This is a genomic window from Citrobacter rodentium NBRC 105723 = DSM 16636 (assembly GCF_021278985.1).
GTDB classification, from domain to species: domain Bacteria; phylum Pseudomonadota; class Gammaproteobacteria; order Enterobacterales; family Enterobacteriaceae; genus Citrobacter_A; species Citrobacter_A rodentium.
This window is the reverse complement of the sequence record NZ_CP082833.1, coordinates 250,555-270,699: the sequence shown is the minus strand read 5'-3', so window position 1 is coordinate 270,699 and position 20,145 is coordinate 250,555. Positions and strand designations below refer to the sequence as shown.

Sequence of the window (20,145 nt, the reverse complement as noted above, 5' to 3'; positions counted from 1 at the left end):
GCGATGTGGAGCAAACGTATGGTCACCTTCAATGCCCTGGCCAGTGCCGGGCTTTATCGACTTCCTGACGGCGAATGGACGCTGCACAGTCGCTTTTCGCAGGCGATTAACTTCATCCATGCCGGGGGTAAACTGCTGACGTTGTATCGCTACGGTAAAGGAATGGGGCCGTCGGGGGTCTTACTGCCTGATGACGCGTTCTCGCGGTGTATTCAGCTTGAAAAAATGGTCAAGCGGGATGCACGGCTTTATGGGCGGGGCATTATCCTGCAACCACTGCGGCAACTGGCGTTGCGCCTGACGCCCGGGGATCTACAGCCTGTGAATCTCACCCTTTTTTCCTCGCCTACCGGGCTTGGCGGGCCGCTTAAACAGGCTGTTGCATCGCTGTCTCTCTACCCGCAAATAGCCGCGCAGCTGGCGCGCTGGCGGGACGGTTATGCTCCTGACTGGCACTGGCTGATTGGCCGCGGGCCGGGGTTAACACCCAGCGGGGATGATTTGCTGACAGGCATGATGGCAGTGTTCCATGCCGCAGAGAAACCTATGCCCCTTTTTTTACCCCCGGCCGATCAACTTGTTTTCCTGACAACTTCGGTAAGCTGTAGCTATCTGAACAGCGCCAGAGTGGGTGAGTTTTCAACGCCCGTGCTGAAGGTGATACGCCGTTTACAGTCCGGTCGTTCGCCGCAGTCGGCGATTCGTCGCCTGCTGGCGGTTGGACATACCTCTGGCGCCGATATTCTGTTAGGAATAGCCATTGCGCAGCGCTGGCTACAGGCCGTTGATTTTAAGGGAAATCATGCTGGATCAGGAAACCATTCGTACATTTATCCGCGTTGCTGAAACGGAGAGTTTTTCCCGTGCGGCCAGCTCGCTGCATAAAACACCTGCGGCGATCAGCTATCGTATTAAAACGCTGGAGGAGCAGGTGGGGACGCAGCTGTTCTTGCGCACTACGCGTTCTGTCAGCCTGACGCTGGCCGGTCAGCACCTGTTGGAACACTGTCGCCAGTGGCTTAACTGGCTGGATGCAATGCCGGATGAACTACAGCAAATCAATGCTGGCGTCGAGCGGCAGGTCAATATCGTTATCAATAATCTTCTTTATCAGCCGCAAACTACTGCTGATTTACTGACCTGGTTACATCAACAGTTCCCTTTTACTCGCTTCCAGATCTCCCGCCAGGTGTATATGGGCGTCTGGGATTCGCTGTTGTATGACGACTATCAGTTAGCGATTGGCGTCACGGGTTCCGAGTCGCTGTCGAATAATATTTCGCTGCTACCGCTGGGGGAGATTAGCTGGCAGTTTGTGGTTGCGCAGGATCATCCTTTAGCTCGCCACCCGGCGCCGTTGTTGTCTGATGATATACTGCGGCGCTTTCCGGCAATTAATATTGAAGACACCTCGCGAACGCTGACCCGGCGCGTAGCCTGGCTGCTGAGCGGTCAAAAAGAAATTAAGGTGCCGGATCTCAGTACTAAACTGGCCTGTCATTTAAGCGGACTGGGTGTCGGTTTTTTACCCGAACGTTTATGCCGTCCTTATGTGGAGTCCGGTGCGCTGGTGGCGCGTTCGGTTGCCAATGCGCGTCAGCCCTCTCCGCTTTCGTTGGCCTGGAAAAATGCCGGTAGCGGAAAAGTGGTGAGCGAAATCGCCGATATTTTCAAACAACGTCATAACCTGATTGGGGGATATTTGCGTATGGTCGATCGCCCGGCAGAACGCCAGAATTAATACAATTTTCTTCAGGGTCGTAACGAAAATGGAATATTGATCTGTTTTTGTTTACCTTTAAGGGGCTATTTTCGTGAGATTGATCTCATTTGCTCTTATCAGACATGACCAAGGAACATTGAATGGAAGATTTGAATGTTGTCGACAGCATCAACGGCGCGGGGACCTGGCTGGTCCGTAACCAGGCGTTGCTGCTGAGCTATGCCGTCAACATCGTTGCGGCTATCGCTATTATCATCGTCGGGATGATCGTGGCGCGTCTGGTTTCGAACACGGTTAACCGCCTGATGCTGGCGCGACACATCGACGCTACCGTTGCCGACTTCCTCTCCGCATTGGTGCGCTACGGAATTATCGCCTTCACCCTGATTGCCGCGCTGGGGCGCGTTGGCGTTCAGACCGCCTCGGTGATCGCGGTGCTCGGCGCCGCCGGTCTGGCCGTCGGTCTGGCGCTGCAGGGCTCGCTCTCTAACCTTGCGGCTGGTGTACTGCTGGTGATGTTCCGTCCATTCCGCGCCGGTGAGTATGTCGATCTCGGCGGCGTTGCCGGTACGGTGCTGAACGTGCAGATTTTCTCCACCACCATGCGCACCGCTGACGGTAAAATCGTGGTCATTCCTAACGGTAAAATTATTGCCGGTAATATTATTAACTTCTCCCGCGAACCGGTTCGCCGTAATGAATTTATTATCGGCGTGGCCTACGATTCCGATATCGATCAGGTGAAAAAAATCCTGACCGATATTATCGAGTCCGACGAGCGTATTCTGAAAGACCGTGAAATGACGGTGCGTCTGAATGAACTGGGAGCGTCATCCATTAATTTTGTGGTGCGCGTCTGGAGCAAAAGCGGCGACCTGCAAAATGTTTACTGGGATGTGCTGGAGCGGATTAAGCGCGAGTTTGATGCCGCCGGGATTAGCTTCCCGTACCCACAAATGGACGTTAATTTCAAACGCGTGAAAGAGAACGCGGCAGAATAAAACGTGCCCGGTGGCGTCACCGCTTACCGGGCCTGTAAAACCTGCTGGCCGGATAAGGCGTTAACCGCCATCCGGCATTTTCTCTCTCGCTATAAACCTTTCTTATGCCCGATTAATATTTTCAATTTCCGCTAATAATTCCCCCGCGCTATAGTTCCCCCTAAAGACACTCTTTGCGGAATTTTTAACGTGCTATCTTACTATTTTCAGGGGCTTGCGCTTGGCGCAGCCATGATCCTTCCCCTTGGTCCGCAAAATGCGTTTGTGATGAATCAGGGGATCCGTCGGCAATATCACATCATGATTGCGCTGCTGTGCGCCGTCAGCGACCTGCTGCTAATCTGCGCCGGAATATTCGGCGGCAGCGCGCTGCTTATGCAGTCGCCGTGGCTGATGGCGCTGGTGACGTGGGGCGGCGTGGCCTTCCTGCTGTGGTACGGTTTTGGCGCGTTAAAAACGGCGATGAGCAGCAATCTGGAGCTGGCCAGCGCAGAGGTGATGAAACAGGGGCGCTGGAAAATTATTGCCACCATGCTGGCGGTGACCTGGCTGAATCCGCACGTTTACCTCGATACGTTTGTGGTGCTGGGCAGCCTGGGCGGGCAGCTGGAGATGGAGCCGAAACGCTGGTTCGCCCTGGGTACAGTCAGCGCCTCATTTTTATGGTTCTTCGGCCTGGCGCTGTTGGCGGCATGGCTGGCGCCGCGGCTGCGTACCGCCAGAGCGCAGCGCATCATTAACACGCTGGTCGGTCTGGTGATGTGGTTTATCGCTTTCCAGCTGGCGAAAGAGGGCGTTGCGCACGTTCACGCCCTGTTCATATAAGTGTTGTCTGATGGACATCGGTTAAATACGCGCTAAGCTTGCCTGCATGTGCCCTGAAACCCGGGCAACCCACGAAACAAGGAGGAGCGACAGTGAAGTTTAAAGTGATGGCCCTGGCGGCATTTATTGGCTTGAGTGGAATGTCGGTGCAGGCAAGCGAATTGCCTGACGGACCGCACATCGTGACCTCCGGGACGGCAAGCGTCGATGCGGTGCCTGATATCGCGACGCTGGCGATTGAAGTCAACGTTGCGGCGAAAGACGCGGCAACCGCGAAGAAGCAGGCCGATGAACGCGTTGCGCAGTATCTTTCTTTCCTTGAGCAAAACCAGATCGCCCGGAAAGATATCAGTTCCGCGAACCTGCGCACTCAGCCTGACTACGACTATCAGAACGGTAAAAGCATCCTGAAGGGCTACCGCGCGGTGCGTACCGTGGAGGTTACCCTGCGCCAGCTGGATAAGCTTAACTCTCTGCTGGATGGCGCGCTGAAGGCGGGACTAAACGAGATCCGTTCCGTTTCGTTAGGCGTGGCGGAACCGAACGCTTACAAAGATAAAGCGCGCAAGGCGGCGATTGATGACGCCATTCATCAGGCGCAGGCACTGGCGGCGGGCTTTAACAGCAAGCTGGGATCGGTGTATAGCGTGCGCTACCACGTCTCGAACTATCAGCCGAGCCCGATGGTGCGGATGATGAAAGCAGAGGCGGCGCCGGCGTCCGCGCAGGAGACGTACGAGCAGGCGACCATTCAGTTTGACGATCAGGTGGATGTGGTGTTCCAGCTGGAACCTGCGGCAGAGCAGCAGCAGGCGACGGCGGCGAAAGCGCAATAATCGGTCATGCCTGATCTTGTAGGCCGGATAAGGCGTTTACGCCGCCATCCGGCACTGTTTGCCCGATGGCGCTGCGCTTATCGGGCTTGGTAAGCCTGCTCTTGTACGCCGCCATCCGGCAATCTTAACGCTTACTTCGCGATACGCTTGTACTTGATACGCTTCGGCTCCAGCGCGTCGGCGCCCAGCGTGCGTTTCTTGTACTCTTCGTACTCGGTGAAGTTCCCTTCGAAGAACTCCACTTTACCTTCGTCCTGGTAGTCCAGGATATGGGTGGCGATACGGTCAAGGAACCAGCGGTCGTGCGAGATGACCATCGCGCAGCCCGGAAACTCCAGCAGGGCGTTTTCCAGCGCGCGCAGGGTTTCGATATCCAGGTCGTTGGTCGGTTCGTCGAGCAGCAGCATATTGCCGCCAACCTGCAGCAGCTTCGCCAGGTGCAGACGACCGCGTTCACCGCCGGAGAGCTCGCCCACGCGTTTGCCCTGATCGACACCCTTGAAGTTAAAGCGGCCAACGTAGGCGCGGCTTGGCATTTCGGTGTTGCCGATTTTCATAATGTCCAGACCGCCGGACACTTCTTCCCACACGGTTTTGCTGTTATCCATCGCGTCGCGGAACTGATCGACGGAGGCCAGCTTCACCGTTTCACCGAGGGTGATAGTCCCGCTGTCAGGCTGTTCCTGACCGGACATCATGCGGAACAGGGTCGATTTACCCGCGCCGTTCGGACCAATGATGCCGACAATCGCGCCTTTCGGCACCGAGAAGCTCAGATCGTCGATCAGCAGACGGTCGCCGTAGGATTTGCGCAGATTGCTCACCTCCACGACCTTATCGCCCAGGCGCGGTCCAGGTGGAATGAACAGTTCGTTGGTTTCGTTACGTTTCTGGTATTCGGTATTGTTCAGCTCTTCAAAGCGCGCCAGACGGGCTTTACCCTTCGACTGACGGCCCTTAGCGCCCTGACGCACCCACTCCAGCTCTTTCTCAATCGACTTGCGACGCGCCGCTTCCTGAGAGGCTTCCTGCGCCAGACGCTGATCTTTCTGCTCAAGCCAGGAAGAGTAGTTGCCTTCCCACGGAATACCTTCACCGCGGTCCAGTTCGAGGATCCAGCCAGCAACGTTATCGAGGAAGTAACGGTCATGGGTAATCGCCACAACGGTGCCCTCGAAGTCGTGCAGGAAGCGCTCCAGCCACGCCACGGACTCGGCGTCCAGGTGGTTCGTCGGTTCGTCGAGCAGCAGCATGTCCGGCTTTTCCAGCAGCAGGCGGCACAGCGCGACGCGGCGGCGTTCGCCACCGGAAAGATTGGCGACCTTTGCCTCCCAGTCCGGCAGGCGCAGCGCGTCTGCGGCGCGCTCCAGCTGGACGTTCAGGTTGTGGCCGTCGTGGGCCTGAATTATCTCTTCCAGCTTGCCCTGTTCAGCAGCCAGCTTGTCAAAGTCGGCATCCGGATCGGCGTACAGCGCATACACTTCATCAAGACGCTTCAGCGCGCTAACCACCTCGGCAACCGCTTCTTCGACGGATTCACGAACGGTATGCTCAGGATTCAGCTGGGGCTCCTGCGGCAGATAGCCAATTTTAATGCCGGGCTGCGGGCGGGCTTCGCCTTCGATATCTTTATCGATGCCCGCCATGATGCGCAGCAGCGTAGACTTACCGGCGCCGTTCAGACCCAGTACGCCGATTTTTGCGCCAGGGAAGAAGCTCAGAGAGATGTTCTTAAGAATGTGACGTTTCGGCGGAACGACTTTGCCGACACGATGCATGGTATAAACGAATTGGGCCACGTTGGACTCGCCTCTGTATTTATCGTGATGAATATACCCGTCATACTTCAGGCTGCATGTGCGTTGGCTGCTACTTATGTAAGCTCCTGGGGATTCACTCCCTCACCGACTTCCTGCAACTCGAATTATTTAGGGTATAGATGTTTTCAGAGGCGAAGTGTAGCCTTTTTCCCTCCCTAAGCCCAGCCAGCAGATTTCCACTCCGGTTAAAAGTAAAAAAGTGTTGGTAACGTGGCGTAATTGGCAATGACTGGTTAGCATAAAACCATCAGGCGGCATGACGCTGCACAGGAAGCATCAATTGAGGAAGAGCTTGTGAACAAAGCCCAACGATTTACGTGGCGTCTTCTCGTCGCCAGCGTATGCCTGCTTACGCTAAGCCAGGCGGCGCGAGCCGATTCACTGGATGAACAGCGCAGCCGTTACGCGCAGATTAAACAGGCCTGGGATAGCCGACAGATGGATGTCGTTGAACAGATGATGCCGGGCCTGAAGGATTATCCGCTCTATCCCTACCTGGAATATCGCCAAATTACCGACGATCTTATGAATCAGCCGACCGTCAGGGTGAGCAATTTTATTCGCGCTAATCCAACCCTGCCGCCAGCCCGCACATTGCAGTCGCGCTTTGTCAATGAACTGGCGCGCCGTGAGGACTGGCGTGGGCTATTGGCCTTCAGCCCGGATAAACCGCGAACCACCGAGGCGCAGTGTAATTACTATTATGCGAAGTGGAGCGCCGGGCAAACCGACGAGGCCTGGCAGGGGGCAAAAGAGCTCTGGCTGAGCGGGAAAAGCCAGCCGAACGCCTGTGACAAACTGTTCAGCGTCTGGCGGGCTTCGGGCAATCAGGATCCGCTGGCGTACCTGGAGCGGATCCGCCTGGCGATGAAAGCGGGCAATACCGGGCTGGTGACGGTGCTGGCGGGGCAGATGCCTTCTGAATACCAGACTATCGCCTCATCCATTATCTCGCTGGCGAACGATCCCAATACTGTGCTCACCTTTGCCCGCAACACCGGCGCGACCGATTTCACCCGCCAGATGGCCGCCGTGGCCTTTGCCAGCGTCGCCCGTCAGGACGCGGAGAACGCACGCCTGATGATTCCGTCGCTGGTGCAGGCGCAGCAGCTTAATGAGGAACAAACTCAGGAACTTCGCGATATCGTAGCCTGGCGGCTAATGGGCAGTGACGTCACCAGCGAGCAGGCGACGTGGCGTGATGATGCCATCATGCGCTCGCAGTCCACGACGCTGATTGAACGTCGCGTGCGGATGGCGCTTGGCGCCGGCGATCGCCGCGGCCTGAACACCTGGCTTGCCCGCCTGCCGATGGACGCGAAAGAGAAAGATGAGTGGCGCTACTGGCAGGCGGATTTGCTGCTGGAGCGGGGACGCGAAGCCGAAGCGAAAGAGATCCTGCACGCGCTGATGCAACAGCGCGGCTTTTACCCGATGGTCGCCGCCCAGCGTCTGGGGGAAGAGTACACGCTGAAAATCGATAAGGCGCCAGCCAGCGTTGATAACGCGCTGACGCGGGGGCCGGAAATGGCCCGCGTGCGCGAACTGATGTACTGGAACCTGGATAACACGGCGCGCAGCGAGTGGGCTAATCTGGTCACCAGCCGGAGTAAAACCGAGCAGGCGCAGCTGGCGCGCTACGCCTTTAATAACCGCTGGTGGGATCTGAGCGTACAGGCGACGATCGCCGGTAAGCTCTGGGATCACCTTGAGGAGCGCTTCCCGCTGGCCTATGAAGAACTTTTTGCCCGCTATACCCGCGGTAAAGATATTCCGCAAAGCTACGCGATGGCGATAGCGCGTCAGGAGAGCGCGTGGAACCCGAAGGTGAAATCGCCGGTGGGGGCCAGCGGCCTAATGCAAATCATGCCGGGGACCGCGACGCATACGGTGAAGATGTATTCCATTCCGGGCTACAGCAGCCAGAGCCAGTTGCTCGATCCGGAAACCAATATCAATATCGGCACCAGCTATCTCCAGTATGTTTATGAGCAGTTTGGCAATAACCGTATCTTTTCGTCGGCGGCGTACAATGCCGGACCGGGGCGCGTGCGCACCTGGCTTGGCAACAGCGCCGGGCGTATTGACGCCGTGGCGTTTGTCGAAAGCATTCCGTTTTCAGAAACGCGCGGCTATGTGAAGAACGTGCTGGCCTATGATGCGTACTATCGTTACTTCATGGGACAAAAAGATACGCTGTTAAGCGATTCTGAATGGCAGCGACGTTATTAATCTGGCGGGTTATGTTATGATTTGTACTCGTGTAAGAGTACAAATGGCGGCATAACATGACCCAGCATTCCCCGTATTCATCGGCCCTGGCCGAACAACGTCATCAGGAGTGGCTTCGTTTTGTGGAGCTGCTCCGCCAGTCTTATGCAGACGATTTGCACTTACCGCTGTTACAGCTGATGCTGACGCCGGATGAACGCGAAGCGCTGGGCACCCGCGTGCGAATCATTGAAGAACTTTTACGCGGCGAGATGAGTCAGCGTGAACTGAAAAACGAGCTGGGGGCAGGTATTGCGACCATTACCCGTGGCTCAAATAGCCTGAAGTCCGCGCCGGTCGAACTGCGCCAGTGGCTGGAGCAGGCGCTGCTGAAGGACGTTTGATTTGCCCGTAGGCCGGATAAGGCGCAGCCGCCATCCGGCACTTTAATGACGCGGAATAGCTATCAATACGCCGCGTTATGAAACGGACTGAGCGCCAGAATAACCGCCTGATGATAGACGCTGGCGCGGGTCAGCTTCCCGGCGGTAAAGACGCCAATCGCCCCGTCTTTACGCCCAATTTCGTCAATCCCCGTATACGCCGACATCACCGGGCCCAGCGGTGCCCCCTGACGCACTTTTTCGAGGATTGCGGCGGGCAGCGGCAGCGTCGCCGAGCGCGCTTCGCCGCGCTGGCTGCCATTATCAATCACCACCCAACTGAAGGTGGCGTCTTCATCAATGCCCGCTTCAATCGCAATCCAGAAGTCGGCGTCCGGTCGCAGACAGCGCGCATTTTCAACCCGATTTCGTGCGCCAGCGCGCGTTTCAGCACTCCCCATCGGTTGTTCCGGCACGCCGCTCTCGACGGCTACGGACTCAATGTGGCAGGATCTTTCGCCAAAGATCTCCTCAAAGGCCGTTAGAATTGCCTGAATTTTGGCAGGATTGGTGGTTGCTGAGACGACATGGTGCATAATTAAGCCCGGTTTATAAAATTTATCGCAGTCTGCTCACATTATTTCGAGTATATAACGGAAAAATAGCATGTTACAGGTATACCTTGTTCGCCACGGTGAAACGCAATGGAACGCCGAGCGACGCATTCAGGGCCAGTCCGACAGTCCGCTGACCGCTAAAGGTGAGCAACAGGCTATGCAGGTAGGTGAACGCGCGAGAACCCTCGGCATCACTCATATTATCAGCAGCGATCTCGGGCGTACCCGCCGGACCGCAGAAATCATCGCTCAGGCATGTGGGTGCGATATCACCTTTGACGCCCGCCTGCGTGAGCTGGATATGGGCGTGCTGGAACAGCGCCATATCGACTCCCTGACGGAAGAAGAAGAGAACTGGCGTCGTCAGCTGGTGAACGGCACCGTGGACGGGCGTATTCCCGAGGGCGAATCGATGCAGGAGCTGGGTGAGCGCGTCAACGCCGCTCTGGCATCCTGTCTTGAGCTGCCGCAGGGAAACCGTCCGCTGCTGGTGAGCCACGGTATTGCGCTGGGCTGTCTGGTCAGCACCATTCTCGGCCTTCCCGCCTGGGCGGAGCGTCGCTTACGTCTGCGTAACTGCTCGATTTCGCGGGTGGATTACCAGGAAAGCCTGTGGCTTGCGCCGGGCTGGGTGGTGGAAACGGCAGGGGACGTGTCGCATCTCAACGCCCCTGCGCTGGATGAACTGCAGCGTTAACGGCGAATCGGGATCAGGAATTCGCAGCGCAGGTTGATAGGGCGGTCGCCGGCTTTGGCATCTTCAGCCGGGTAGTACCGCTCAATATCCTGTCCTTTGCGACGCGTCAGGTTCAGCATCGGCATACAGGTGCCGTAAACCGTCAGGATAAACTCCTGCACTCCCGTACCCAGCCCTTCATAAGTGAACATCACATATTCGCCGCCCTGTAACAGCACGGGCTGCGCCGTCTGGACGTAGCCGTTCGCCTGTTCAGGCGTCAGCGCGGTGGTGTAAAACACCTCCTGTTCATCATCTTTTTCCAGACTCGGGCGCGTTTCATTGAGGCCGTAAAGGACAGGAGGAATCGCTGGCGCATGACCAAGAAAATCGTGCCAGAACTGCACGCGCATTTCGTGGCGGAAATCAGAGATTTGCTCAAGCGAACAGGAATAACTCTGCGTTATGCCGACCAGTTGCGTATCTTCCAGGGTCACAAACTTATGTTCCGGTATGGCGAACTCGCCCAGGCGCAGGGGCGGGCGGATACCGAAGGCGCTCCATTCCGGCGAGCGACGATAGAGCGCCGGCGTTTGGGCAAACTGTTTTTTAAAGGCGCGGGTGAACGTTTGTTGCGAGTCGAAGCGGTATTGCAGCGCAATATCGAGGATCGGTCGCGCGGTCAGACGCAGCGCCACGGCGGACTTCGATAGACGGCGCGCGCGAATATACGCGCCAATTGCATGGCCCGTCACGTCCTTAAACATTCTCTGCAGGTGCCACTTGGAATAACCCGCTTTTGCCGCCACATTGTCAAGCGACAGGGGCTGATCCAGATGACCTTCCAGCCAGACTAAGAGGTCGCGAATAATGCCGGCCTGATCCATAAAATATCCTCATCCTTTACGCTACGAGCACCTGACATCAGGTATCTGGATAATAGCATTTTTTGCTTTTTTAGCATTCAGTGTTTTTTTTGCGCATAAGTGCTTTTTGTGGAATAACGAACGGATGATTATTGTAATCCTGTGATCTACAAACAGTTTATTCTACAATGTCGAATAATTGCGCAGCGTAATGTTTAATAATGGTAACAATATGAAATACAAGAGCTTAATACTATCCTCAATTTTGCTGGTGCTGGGACAAGCGGCGCAGGCGGAAGAGATTGGATCGGTCGATACGGTTTTCAAAATCTTTGGTCCGGACCATAAAATTGTCGTCGAAGCGTTTGACGATCCCGACGTTAAAAATGTGACCTGCTACGTAAGCCGCGCCAAAACCGGCGGGATTAAAGGCGGCCTGGGGCTGGCTGAAGACACTTCCGATGCGGCTATCTCCTGCCAGCAGGTTGGGCCGATTGAGCTAAGCGATCGCATTAAAAACGGCAAGGCGCAGGGGGAAGTGGTTTTTAAAAAGCGAACTTCGCTGGTGTTTAAGTCATTACAGGTGGTACGTTTTTACGATGCCAGACGCAATGCGCTGGCTTATCTGGCCTATTCGGACAAGGTTGTCGATGGCTCGCCTAAAAACGCTATTAGCGCGGTGCCCGTCATGCCGTGGAGACAATAACAGGGAAGAAATATGCAGCAGATGTCGGTCTGGCTGGTGGAGGATGAGCAGGGAATCGCAGATACCTTGATTTATATGCTCCAGCAGGAAGGTTTTACCGTGGAAGCGTTTGAGCGCGGCCTGCCAGCGCTGGAGAGGTCGCGGCATCAGTGTCCTGACGTCGCGATCCTCGACGTCGGCTTACCGGATATCAGCGGTTTTGAGCTGTGTCGGCGCCTGCTGGAGCGTCACCCGTCGTTACCGGTACTTTTTCTCACCGCGCGCAGCGATGAAGTCGATCGCCTGCTCGGGCTGGAAATCGGCGCGGATGACTACGTCGCTAAACCGTTTTCTCCCCGCGAAGTATGCGCCAGGGTACGCACGCTGCTACGGCGGGTGAAAAAATTCGCCACCCCTTCTCCGGTGGTCAGAACCGGTCACTTTGAACTGAATGAACTGAGCGCTGAAGTCAGCTGGTTTGGCACGCCGCTGTCGCTTACGCGCTATGAGTTTTTGCTGTTGAAAACGCTGTTGCTCTCTCCGGGTCGCGTTTATTCGCGTCAGCAGCTGATGGAAAGCGTCTGGGCCGATGCGCAGGACACCTTCGACCGCACGGTCGATACCCACATTAAAACCCTGCGCGCCAAATTACGCGCCGTCAACCCGGACCTCTCGCCGATCAATACGCATCGTGGGATGGGCTACAGCCTGAGGAGCCTCTGATGCGCATTGGGATGCGTCTGCTGCTCGGCTATTTTCTGATTGTCGCCGTCGCCGCCTGGTTTGTGCTGGCGATCTTCGTACAGGAAATTAAGCCCGGCGTGCGGCGCGCAACGGAGGGAACGCTGATCGATACCGCGACGCTGCTGGCGGCGCTGGCGCGTGACGATCTTCTGTCAGGCAATCCGGCCCGGGGGCAGCTGGCGCAGGCTTTTGCGCAACTGCATAACCGTCCGTTTCGCGCCAATATCAGCGGTATTCATAAAGTCCGCAATGAATACCACGTCTACATGACCGACGCGCAGGGAAAAGTGGTTTTCGATTCCGCAAACAAAGCGGTGGGGGAGGACTATTCGCGCTGGAACGACGTCTGGCTAACGCTGCGCGGACAATACGGCGCGCGCAGTACGCCAAAGGATCCTGCCGACCCGGAGAGCAGCGTGATGTACGTCGCCGCTCCCGTTTTAGATGGCGATAGATTGCTTGGCGTATTGAGCGTCGGCAAGCCGAATGCGGCGATGGCGCCGGTGATAAGGCGCAGCGAGCGGCGGATGCTGTGGGCCAGCGCGATTTTACTGGGCATTGCGCTGGCGATCGGCGCCGGTATGGTCTGGTGGATTAACCGCTCCATCGCCCGCCTGACCCGCTATGCGGATTCGGTGACGGAAAATCATCCCACACCGCTGCCGGAGCTGGGAAGCCGCGAGCTGCGGAAGCTGGCGCAGGCGCTGGAGAGTATGCGCTTGAAGCTGGAGGGGAAGAATTATATCGAACAGTATGTCTATGCCCTGACCCATGAGCTGAAAAGCCCGCTGGCGGCGATTCGCGGCGCGGCGGAGATTCTGCGTGAAGGTCCGCCGCCGGACATTGTTAAACGCTTTACCGATAATATTTTAAGCCAGAACGCGCGTATGCAGATGCTGGTTGAAACCCTGCTGCGTCAGGCGCGGCTGGAAAATCGCCAGGAGATAGCGCTTTCTCCGGTCGCGGTCGATGCGCTGTTTGCCCGGGTCAGCGACGCGCGCGCCATTCAGCTGGCGACAAAAAAGATCGCGCTGAAGATGACTCCTACTACCCTGACCGTTGCGGCGGAGCCCGCTTTGCTGGAGCAGGCGCTGGGCAACCTGCTGGATAACGCCATTGATTTTACGCCTGAGGGGGGAACCATTACCCTGAGCGCGCAGGCGCATGGCGAACGGGTGGCGTTGACGGTGAGCGATACCGGTACGGGGATTCCGGATTTTGCCCTGCCGCGTCTGTTCGAACGTTTTTATTCGCTGCCGCGCGAGAACGGGCAAAAAAGCAGCGGGCTGGGACTGGCGTTTGTCAGCGAAGTCGCGCGCCTGTTGAAAGGCCGCATCGAATTACGTAACCGTCCGCAGGGCGGCGTGGAGGCAACGCTCACACTTCACCGTCACTTCACATAACTTCAAAATTTACCCACATAGCGTGCTTACTCTGCCGGTATTGCATAAGGAGAACGCTATGTTGAAATCCCCCCTGTTCTGGAAAGTCGTCACCCTGAGCGGTGCGATTGTGTTGTTGCTGATCCCGCTGATGATGGTCCGGCAAATTATTGTTGAACGTGCTGATTACCGCGATACGGTGGAGGATGAGATTCGGCAAAGCACCAGTGGACCGCAAAAGGTGGTTGGTCCGCTGATCGCTGTCCCCGTAACTGAACTGTACACCGTGATGGAAGATGACAGGCAGGTACAGCATAAGCGCAGTTTTATTCACTTCTGGCTGCCTGAGTCGTTGATGGTTGAAGGAAATCAAAACGTTGAAGCGCGAAAAATCGGCATTTATCAGGGGCAGGTCTGGCATACCGGCGTGGCGCTGAAGGCAACGTTTGCCGCAGCGCGCCTGAGTGAACTGAATAAGCCGACGATTGAGCTGGGCAAACCGTATGTGGTGATCGGCGTAGGCGATGCGCGCGGTATCGGGGTGGTGAAAGCGCCAACGGTAAACGGCACGGCGTTTGCCGTTGAGCCGGGAACGGGCTTGTCGGGAGGCGGAGACGGGTTGCACATTCCGCTTCCTGACGAGCAGTGGGCGCAGCGGGACCTGAACCTGACGATGTCGCTGAATTTGAGCGGAACCGGCTCGTTCTCGGTGGTGCCGGTCGGGCGCAACAGTGAAATGTCGCTGAGCAGCAACTGGCCGCATCCGAATTTTCTCGGTGATTTTCTGCCTGCGAAACGCGAGATCAGCGCCTCAGGCTTTCAGGCGCAGTGGCAGAGCAGCTGGTTCGCCAATAATCTCGGCGAGCGATTTGTCGAGTCGCAAAAGGATGGCTGGTTTAGCCTGCCGGCGTTCAGCGTGGCCGTGGCGACGCCCGCCGATCAGTATCAGTTGACCGACAGAGCGACCAAATATGCTCTTCTGCTGATAACGCTGACCTTTATGGCTTTCTTTATCTTCGAAACGTTAACCGGTAAACAGCTTCATCCGATGCAGTATCTGCTGGTCGGTCTGTCGCTGGTGATGTTTTATCTGCTGCTGCTGGCGCTTGCCGAGCATATCGGCTTTACTCCGGCGTGGATAGCCGCAAGTCTGGTCGGGGCGCTGATGAATGGCGTCTATCTGCAGGCGGTTCTTAAAGGATGGCGTAACAGCATAATGTTTACCCTGGCGTTGCTGCTGCTGGACGGCGTGATGTGGGTACTGCTGCGCTCCGCCGACAGCGCGCTACTGCTGGGAACGACGGTGCTGCTGTTGGCGCTTGGCGGGGTAATGTTCCTGACGCGTCATCTGGACTGGTATGCGTTTTCCCGCGCCAGGCCGCTGCCGCCAACGACGACGCCTACACCAACAACGCCAACGGCTCCGGCGACGCCGCAGGATGACACGTTTCGTTTGTGGAAATAAACCTTAATCCGGCGGAAATAAAAAACGGCGCATTCAGCGCCGTTTTTTGACGGTGGTAAACCGCTTAGTCCTGCAGATCGCCGCAGAAACGGTAACCTTCGCCGTGAATGGTGGCGATGATTTCAGGGGTATCCGGCGTGGATTCGAAGTGCTTACGAATACGGCGGATAGTCACGTCGACAGTACGATCGTGCGGCTTCAGCTCGCGACCGGTCATTTTCTTCAGCAGCTCGGCGCGGGACTGGATTTTTCCAGGGTTCTCGCAGAAGTGAAGCATGGCGCGGAACTCGCTGCGCGGCAGCTTGTATTGCTCGCCATCCGGGCCGATCAGCGAACGGCTGTTGATGTCCAGTTCCCAACCGTTGAACTTGTAGCTTTCAACGCTACGACGTTCTTCGCTGACGGTACCCAGGTTCATGGTACGCGACAGCAGGTTACGGGCACGGATAGTCAGCTCGCGTGGGTTGAAGGGCTTGGTGATGTAATCATCTGCGCCGATCTCCAGGCCAAGTATCTTATCAACCTCGTTATCACGACCCGTCAGGAACATCAGCGCAACGTTCGCCTGCTCGCGCAGTTCGCGCGCCAGCAGAAGACCGTTTTTGCCTGGCAGGTTGATGTCCATGATCACCAGGTTGATGTCATACTCAGAGAGGATCTGATGCATTTCCGCGCCATCTGTCGCCTCGAATACATCATAGCCTTCCGCTTCGAAAATACTTTTCAACGTGTTGCGTGTTACCAACTCGTCTTCAACGATAAGAATGTGCGGGGTCTGCATGTTTGATACCTAAATTGCCAACTAAATCGAAACAGGAAGTACAAAAGTCCCTGACCTGACTGATGCATGTCGCAAATTAACATGATCGGCGTAACATGACTAAAGTACGTAATTGCGTTCTTGATGCACTTTCCATCAACGTCAACAACATCATTAGCTTGGTCGTGGGTACTTTCCCTCTGGACCCGACAGTGTCAAAAACGGCTGTCATCCTAACCATTTTAACAGCAACATAACAGGCTAAGACGAGCCGGACACCCAATAAAACTACGCTTCGTTGACATATATCAAGTTCAATTGTAGCACGTTAACAGTTTGATGAAATCATCGTATCTAAATGCTAGCGTTCATCACAAAAATGCAATAATCCAACTAGTTGCACCGGTTAACTAATTAACGCGGTGAATCCTACGAATAAGATTCATTTTAAATCAAATTGTCTTAGATAAACAGCAGGATATACTGTTTCTGTTAACATAAAAATCATTAGTAACCACAGGGAATAGTTTAGCGTCTTTTATGAAAGGTGAAACGGTTTTTCAGTGATTTTGGTTAATATTTTGTAAATTCTCTCCGCGTAATATGTTTACATTACCCACGGAGCAAGCGTAAAGAGTAGCGAAATGCGTATAACAATTATCCTTGTCGCTCCGGCCAGAGCGGAAAATATCGGCGCGGCAGCGCGCCATGAAGACGATGGGTTTTGCCCGGTTGCGTATCGTGGACAGCGAGGCGCACCGGGAGCCCGCGACGCGCTGGGTGGCGCACGGTTCCGGCGATATTATTGATAATATTGAGGTTTTTCCCACGCTTTTCGATGCGCTTCAGGATGTCGATTTCACTATCGCCACCACAGCGCGCAGCCGGGCGAAATTTCATTATTACGCCACGCCCGCAGAACTGGTGCCCCTGCTGGAAGAAAAAGCGGGCTGGATGAACCATGCCGCGCTGGTGTTTGGTCGCGAAGATTCCGGTTTAACCAATGAGGAACTGGCGCTGGCGGATGTATTAACCGGGGTGCCGATGGTTGCCGATTATCCGTCGCTTAATCTCGGACAGGCGGTGATGGTGTATTGCTATCAATTAGCAAGTTTAATGCAACAACCCGATAAAAATATCGATATATCTGATGAGTTTCAGTTACGGGCGTTACGTTCCCGCGTCATGCGCTTATTATCAACATTAGACGTTGCCGGCGACGTAAAACTGGTTGACTGGTTACAGCAACGTTTGGGTCTGCTGGGACAGCGAGACACGGCAATGTTGCATCGTCTGGTGCATGATATAGAGAAAAATGTAGCCAAATAATCATTTTGTTTTTATTGGTTTTCTGGTGGTTAATGCTAACAATGCGAGTGGTAACGTTGGTTAGTGGTTGAAAGTAAACCCGGTGGCAGCAGCACATGAACAAGTTTCGTCAGGTTAATAAATCAAATATTTATTGACTTAGGTCACCAGATACTTTAACCAATAGAGACACACAGCACAGACAGATAAAAATTACAGAGTACACAACATCCATGAAACGCATCAGCACCACCATTATTACCACCACCACCATTACCACAGGTAACGGTGCGGGCTGACGCGTACAGGAAATACAGAAAAAAGCCCGCACCTGAACAGTGCGGGCTTTTTTTTCGACCAAAGTTAACGAGGTAACAACCATGCGAGTGTTGAAGTTCGGCGGTACGTCAGTGGCAAATGCAGAACGGTTTCTGCGGGTTGCCGATATTCTGGAAAGCAATGCCAGGCAGGGGCAGGTAGCGACCGTACTTTCTGCCCCCGCAAAAATTACCAACCACCTGGTGGCGATGATTGAAAAGACTATCGGCGGTCAGGATGCCTTACCCAATATCAGCGATGCCGAACGTATTTTTGCCGAACTGCTGACCGGGCTTGCACAGGTCCAGACGGGATTTCCGCTGGCGCAGTTGAAGGCCTTCGTTGAGCAAGAATTTGCGCAGATTAAGCATGTTTTGCATGGGATCAGCCTGCTGGGCCAGTGTCCGGACAGCATTAACGCCGCGCTTATCTGCCGTGGCGAAAAGATGTCGATTGCCATCATGGCCGGGCTGTTGGAGGCGCGCGGCCACCATGTTACCGTTATCGATCCGGTCGAAAAACTGCTGGCGGTAGGGCACTATCTGGAATCCACCGTTGATATTGCCGAATCCACCCGCCGTATCGCCGCCGCGCGCATTCCTGCCGATCATATGGTGCTGATGGCGGGTTTTACCGCCGGGAATGAGAAAGGCGAGCTGGTGGTGCTGGGGCGTAATGGTTCCGATTATTCCGCCGCGGTGCTGGCCGCCTGCCTGCGCGCCGACTGTTGCGAGATCTGGACCGACGTGGACGGCGTTTATACCTGCGACCCGCGCCAGGTGCCGGATGCCAGGCTGCTGAAGTCGATGTCTTACCAGGAAGCGATGGAGCTTTCCTACTTCGGCGCCAAAGTCCTTCACCCTCGCACCATCACCCCAATCGCTCAGTTTCAGATCCCTTGCCTGATTAAAAACACCGGCAACCCGCAGGCGCCAGGTACGCTTATCGGCGCCAGCCGCGATGAGGACGATCTGCCGGTGAAGGGCATCTCCAACCTCAACAATATGGCGATGTTCAACGTCTCCGGTCCTGGCATGAAAGGTATGATCGGGATGGCGGCGCGCGTCTTTGCGGTGATGTCCCGCTCCGGGATCTCGGTAGTACTGATCACCCAGTCCTCGTCGGAATACAGCATCAGCTTCTGCGTGCCGCAGGCGGACTGCGCCCGCGCCCAGCGCGCGTTACAGGATGAGTTTTATCTTGAGTTAAAAGAAGGTCTGCTGGAGCCGCTGGCGGTGACCGAGCGCCTGGCGATTATCTCCGTGGTCGGCGACGGGATGCGCACGCTGCGCGGTATCTCGGCGAAGTTTTTTGCCGCACTGGCGCGCGCCAACATCAATATTGTCGCGATCGCTCAGGGCTCCTCCGAGCGCTCCATTTCGGTGGTGGTGAACAATGACGATGCCACCACGGGCGTGCGCGTGACCCATCAGATGCTGTTCAATACCGATCAGGTGATTGAAGTGTTTGTCATTGGCGTCGGCGGCGTCGGCGGCGCGTTGCTGGAGCAGCTCAAGCGCCAGCAGACCTGGCTTAAGAGCAAACATATCGATCTGCGCGTCTGCGGGGTGGCGAACTCACGAGCGCTGCTGACCAACGTGCATGGGCTGAACCTGGAGAACTGGCAGGCGGCGCTGGCGGAAGCGAAAGAGCCGTTTAACCTGGGGCGCTTAATTCGCCTGGTGAAAGAATACCATCTGCTTAACCCGGTGATTGTCGACTGCACCTCCAGCCAGGCGGTGGCGGATCAGTATGCTGATTTCCTGCGCGAAGGTTTCCACGTGGTTACGCCGAATAAAAAGGCGAATACCTCATCGATGGACTATTACCACCAGCTGCGTTTTGCGGCGGCGAAATCGCGGCGTAAATTCCTCTACGACACTAACGTCGGCGCGGGCCTGCCGGTAATCGAGAACCTGCAAAACCTGCTGAACGCCGGTGACGAGCTGCAAAAATTCTCCGGGATTCTGTCCGGTTCGCTCTCCTTTATTTTCGGCAAGCTTGATGAGGGAATGAGCCTCTCTGAGGCCACGAAAGTGGCGCGTGAAATGGGCTACACCGAGCCGGATCCGCGTGATGACCTTTCCGGGATGGATGTGGCGCGTAAGCTGCTGATCCTCGCCCGCGAAACCGGACGCGAGCTTGAACTTTCTGACATCGTTATCGAGCCGGTTTTGCCAGAAACCTTTGACAATTCCGGCGATGTCGCTGCGTTTATGGCGAAGCTGCCGCAGCTTGATGACGCTTTTGCCGCCCGCGTGGCGAAAGCCCGTGATGAGGGCAAAGTGTTGCGCTATGTTGGCAATATTGAAGAAGACGGCGTCTGCCGGGTAAAAATTGCCGAGGTCGATGGTAACGATCCGCTGTATAAAGTGAAAAACGGCGAAAACGCGCTGGCGTTCTACAGCCACTATTATCAGCCGCTGCCGCTGGTGCTGCGCGGCTACGGTGCGGGCAACGACGTTACGGCGGCAGGGGTATTCGCCGACCTGTTGCGTACCCTCTCATGGAAGTTAGGAGTTTAA

At 55.8% G+C, this 20,145-nt stretch carries 19 protein-coding genes, 1 pseudogene and 1 other annotated feature; of the genes and pseudogenes, 16 read left to right on the top strand and 4 right to left on the bottom strand.

From position 1 onward, the window contains the following. Nucleotides 1–18 precede the first annotated feature (18 nt). The 5 genes from K7R23_RS01175 (at nt 19) to K7R23_RS01155 (ending at nt 4,385) form a co-directional block, all read left to right on the top strand. Nucleotides 19–846 carry an oxamate carbamoyltransferase subunit AllH family protein gene (locus K7R23_RS01175; RefSeq protein WP_024133125.1) on the top strand — a complete coding sequence of 276 codons (828 nt, stop codon included), beginning with the start codon at nt 19–21 and terminating at the stop codon, nt 844–846. Then, nucleotides 803–1,741, top strand: a complete 939-nt coding sequence (gene allS, locus K7R23_RS01170; protein WP_012908885.1) for an HTH-type transcriptional activator AllS — start codon at nt 803–805, stop codon at nt 1,739–1,741. Before K7R23_RS01175 ends, allS begins: the two co-directional genes overlap by 44 nt. A gap of 122 nt (nt 1,742–1,863) precedes the next feature. Then, entirely contained in the window at nt 1,864–2,724 is an 861-nt protein-coding gene (locus K7R23_RS01165; RefSeq protein ID WP_012908886.1) for a small-conductance mechanosensitive channel MscS, read from the top strand. Between the two features lie 189 nt (nt 2,725–2,913). Continuing rightward, nucleotides 2,914–3,549 (top strand): arginine exporter ArgO, encoded by a 636-nt coding sequence (argO, locus tag K7R23_RS01160; RefSeq protein ID WP_012908887.1) that lies wholly within the window; start codon nt 2,914–2,916, stop codon nt 3,547–3,549. A 92-nt stretch (nt 3,550–3,641) separates the two neighbouring features. Then, nucleotides 3,642–4,385 carry an oxidative stress defense protein gene (locus K7R23_RS01155; RefSeq protein WP_012908888.1) on the top strand — a complete coding sequence of 248 codons (744 nt, stop codon included), beginning with the start codon at nt 3,642–3,644 and terminating at the stop codon, nt 4,383–4,385. A gap of 131 nt (nt 4,386–4,516) precedes the next feature. Here K7R23_RS01155 and ettA read toward each other — a convergent pair whose 3' ends face one another. Next, nucleotides 4,517–6,184: an energy-dependent translational throttle protein EttA gene (ettA, locus tag K7R23_RS01150; RefSeq protein WP_012908889.1), complete on the bottom strand. Its 1,668-nt coding sequence runs from the start codon at nt 6,182–6,184 to the stop codon at nt 4,517–4,519. 315 nt (nt 6,185–6,499) lie between these two features. Here ettA and sltY point away from each other — a divergent pair, with 315 nt between their 5' ends. Both sltY and trpR read left to right on the top strand, forming a co-directional pair. Continuing rightward, nucleotides 6,500–8,437, top strand: coding sequence for a murein transglycosylase (gene sltY, locus K7R23_RS01145; protein ID WP_012908890.1), 1,938 nt, complete (start codon nt 6,500–6,502; stop codon nt 8,435–8,437). 56 nt (nt 8,438–8,493) lie between these two features. Then, the gene (trpR, locus tag K7R23_RS01140) at nt 8,494–8,820 is read left to right on the top strand and encodes a trp operon repressor (protein ID WP_012908891.1); all 327 of its coding nucleotides are present in this window, start codon (nt 8,494–8,496) and stop codon (nt 8,818–8,820) included. Nucleotides 8,821–8,882: 62 nt separating this feature from the next. On the opposite strand, the gene yjjX is transcribed toward trpR, so the two are convergent. Continuing rightward, complete coding sequence (gene yjjX / locus K7R23_RS01135; protein WP_012908892.1) at nt 8,883–9,395, bottom strand: inosine/xanthosine triphosphatase; 513 nt, start codon at nt 9,393–9,395, stop codon at nt 8,883–8,885. A gap of 70 nt (nt 9,396–9,465) precedes the next feature. On the opposite strand from yjjX, the gene gpmB reads away from it, so the two are divergent. Then, nucleotides 9,466–10,113 (top strand): 2,3-diphosphoglycerate-dependent phosphoglycerate mutase GpmB, encoded by a 648-nt coding sequence (gpmB, locus tag K7R23_RS01130; RefSeq protein WP_012908893.1) that lies wholly within the window; start codon nt 9,466–9,468, stop codon nt 10,111–10,113. Here gpmB and robA read toward each other — a convergent pair. After that, the gene (gene robA, locus K7R23_RS01125; RefSeq protein ID WP_012908894.1) at nt 10,110–10,979 is read right to left on the bottom strand and encodes an MDR efflux pump AcrAB transcriptional activator RobA; all 870 of its coding nucleotides are present in this window, start codon (nt 10,977–10,979) and stop codon (nt 10,110–10,112) included. The two genes, gpmB and robA, sit on opposite strands and share 4 nt — an antisense overlap. 211 nt (nt 10,980–11,190) lie before the next feature. On the opposite strand from robA, the gene creA reads away from it, so the two are divergent. From creA to creD, 4 genes are read left to right on the top strand one after another with little or no spacing between them, the layout of a single operon-like run. Next, nucleotides 11,191–11,664 carry a protein CreA gene (gene creA, locus K7R23_RS01120; RefSeq protein WP_024133126.1) on the top strand — a complete coding sequence of 158 codons (474 nt, stop codon included), beginning with the start codon at nt 11,191–11,193 and terminating at the stop codon, nt 11,662–11,664. 12 nt (nt 11,665–11,676) lie between these two features. Then, nucleotides 11,677–12,366 carry a two-component system response regulator CreB gene (gene creB / locus K7R23_RS01115; RefSeq protein WP_012908896.1) on the top strand — a complete coding sequence of 230 codons (690 nt, stop codon included), beginning with the start codon at nt 11,677–11,679 and terminating at the stop codon, nt 12,364–12,366. Then, complete coding sequence (creC, locus tag K7R23_RS01110) at nt 12,366–13,790, top strand: two-component system sensor histidine kinase CreC (protein ID WP_012908897.1); 1,425 nt, start codon at nt 12,366–12,368, stop codon at nt 13,788–13,790. The genes creB and creC overlap by 1 nt, the downstream gene beginning before the upstream one ends. Nucleotides 13,791–13,848: 58 nt before the next feature. After that, the gene (creD, locus tag K7R23_RS01105) at nt 13,849–15,234 is read left to right on the top strand and encodes a cell envelope integrity protein CreD (RefSeq protein WP_012908898.1); all 1,386 of its coding nucleotides are present in this window, start codon (nt 13,849–13,851) and stop codon (nt 15,232–15,234) included. A gap of 64 nt (nt 15,235–15,298) precedes the next feature. On the opposite strand, the gene arcA is transcribed toward creD, so the two are convergent. Beyond that, nucleotides 15,299–16,015: a two-component system response regulator ArcA gene (gene arcA / locus K7R23_RS01100; RefSeq protein WP_001194359.1), complete on the bottom strand. Its 717-nt coding sequence runs from the start codon at nt 16,013–16,015 to the stop codon at nt 15,299–15,301. Nucleotides 16,016–16,110: 95 nt separating this feature from the next. Between arcA and yjjY the strand changes: the two genes are divergently transcribed. The 4 genes and pseudogenes from yjjY (at nt 16,111) to thrA (ending at nt 20,145) form a co-directional block, all read left to right on the top strand. Next, on the top strand, nt 16,111–16,251 hold the full coding sequence (gene yjjY, locus K7R23_RS01095; RefSeq protein ID WP_001541509.1) for a YjjY family protein: 141 nt from the start codon (nt 16,111–16,113) through the stop codon (nt 16,249–16,251). A 387-nt stretch (nt 16,252–16,638) separates the two neighbouring features. Next, nucleotides 16,639–17,323, top strand: a pseudogene (locus tag K7R23_RS01090) (tRNA/rRNA methyltransferase). A gap of 212 nt (nt 17,324–17,535) precedes the next feature. Next, complete coding sequence (thrL, locus tag K7R23_RS01085; RefSeq protein ID WP_012904385.1) at nt 17,536–17,601, top strand: thr operon leader peptide; 66 nt, start codon at nt 17,536–17,538, stop codon at nt 17,599–17,601. Continuing rightward, nucleotides 17,537–17,657 (top strand) — a sequence feature (Thr leader region). (Overlaps the previous gene by 65 nt.) A gap of 25 nt (nt 17,658–17,682) precedes the next feature. Continuing rightward, nucleotides 17,683–20,145, top strand: coding sequence for a bifunctional aspartate kinase/homoserine dehydrogenase I (gene thrA / locus K7R23_RS01080; protein ID WP_012904386.1), 2,463 nt, complete (start codon nt 17,683–17,685; stop codon nt 20,143–20,145).

Coding starts and splice junctions, on each gene's coding strand:
- K7R23_RS01175 (WP_024133125.1), top strand. CDS start 19: ATGGTCACCTTCAATGCCCTGGCCAGTGCCGGGCTTTATCGACTTCCT.
- allS (WP_012908885.1), top strand. CDS start 803: ATGCTGGATCAGGAAACCATTCGTACATTTATCCGCGTTGCTGAAACG.
- K7R23_RS01165 (WP_012908886.1), top strand. CDS start 1,864: ATGGAAGATTTGAATGTTGTCGACAGCATCAACGGCGCGGGGACCTGG.
- trpR (WP_012908891.1), top strand. CDS start 8,494: ATGACCCAGCATTCCCCGTATTCATCGGCCCTGGCCGAACAACGTCAT.
- yjjX (WP_012908892.1), bottom strand. CDS start 9,395: ATGCACCATGTCGTCTCAGCAACCACCAATCCTGCCAAAATTCAGGCA.
- gpmB (WP_012908893.1), top strand. CDS start 9,466: ATGTTACAGGTATACCTTGTTCGCCACGGTGAAACGCAATGGAACGCC.
- robA (WP_012908894.1), bottom strand. CDS start 10,979: ATGGATCAGGCCGGCATTATTCGCGACCTCTTAGTCTGGCTGGAAGGT.
- creA (WP_024133126.1), top strand. CDS start 11,191: ATGAAATACAAGAGCTTAATACTATCCTCAATTTTGCTGGTGCTGGGA.
- creB (WP_012908896.1), top strand. CDS start 11,677: ATGCAGCAGATGTCGGTCTGGCTGGTGGAGGATGAGCAGGGAATCGCA.
- creC (WP_012908897.1), top strand. CDS start 12,366: ATGCGCATTGGGATGCGTCTGCTGCTCGGCTATTTTCTGATTGTCGCC.
- creD (WP_012908898.1), top strand. CDS start 13,849: ATGTTGAAATCCCCCCTGTTCTGGAAAGTCGTCACCCTGAGCGGTGCG.
- arcA (WP_001194359.1), bottom strand. CDS start 16,015: ATGCAGACCCCGCACATTCTTATCGTTGAAGACGAGTTGGTAACACGC.
- yjjY (WP_001541509.1), top strand. CDS start 16,111: ATGACTAAAGTACGTAATTGCGTTCTTGATGCACTTTCCATCAACGTC.
- thrA (WP_012904386.1), top strand. CDS start 17,683: ATGCGAGTGTTGAAGTTCGGCGGTACGTCAGTGGCAAATGCAGAACGG.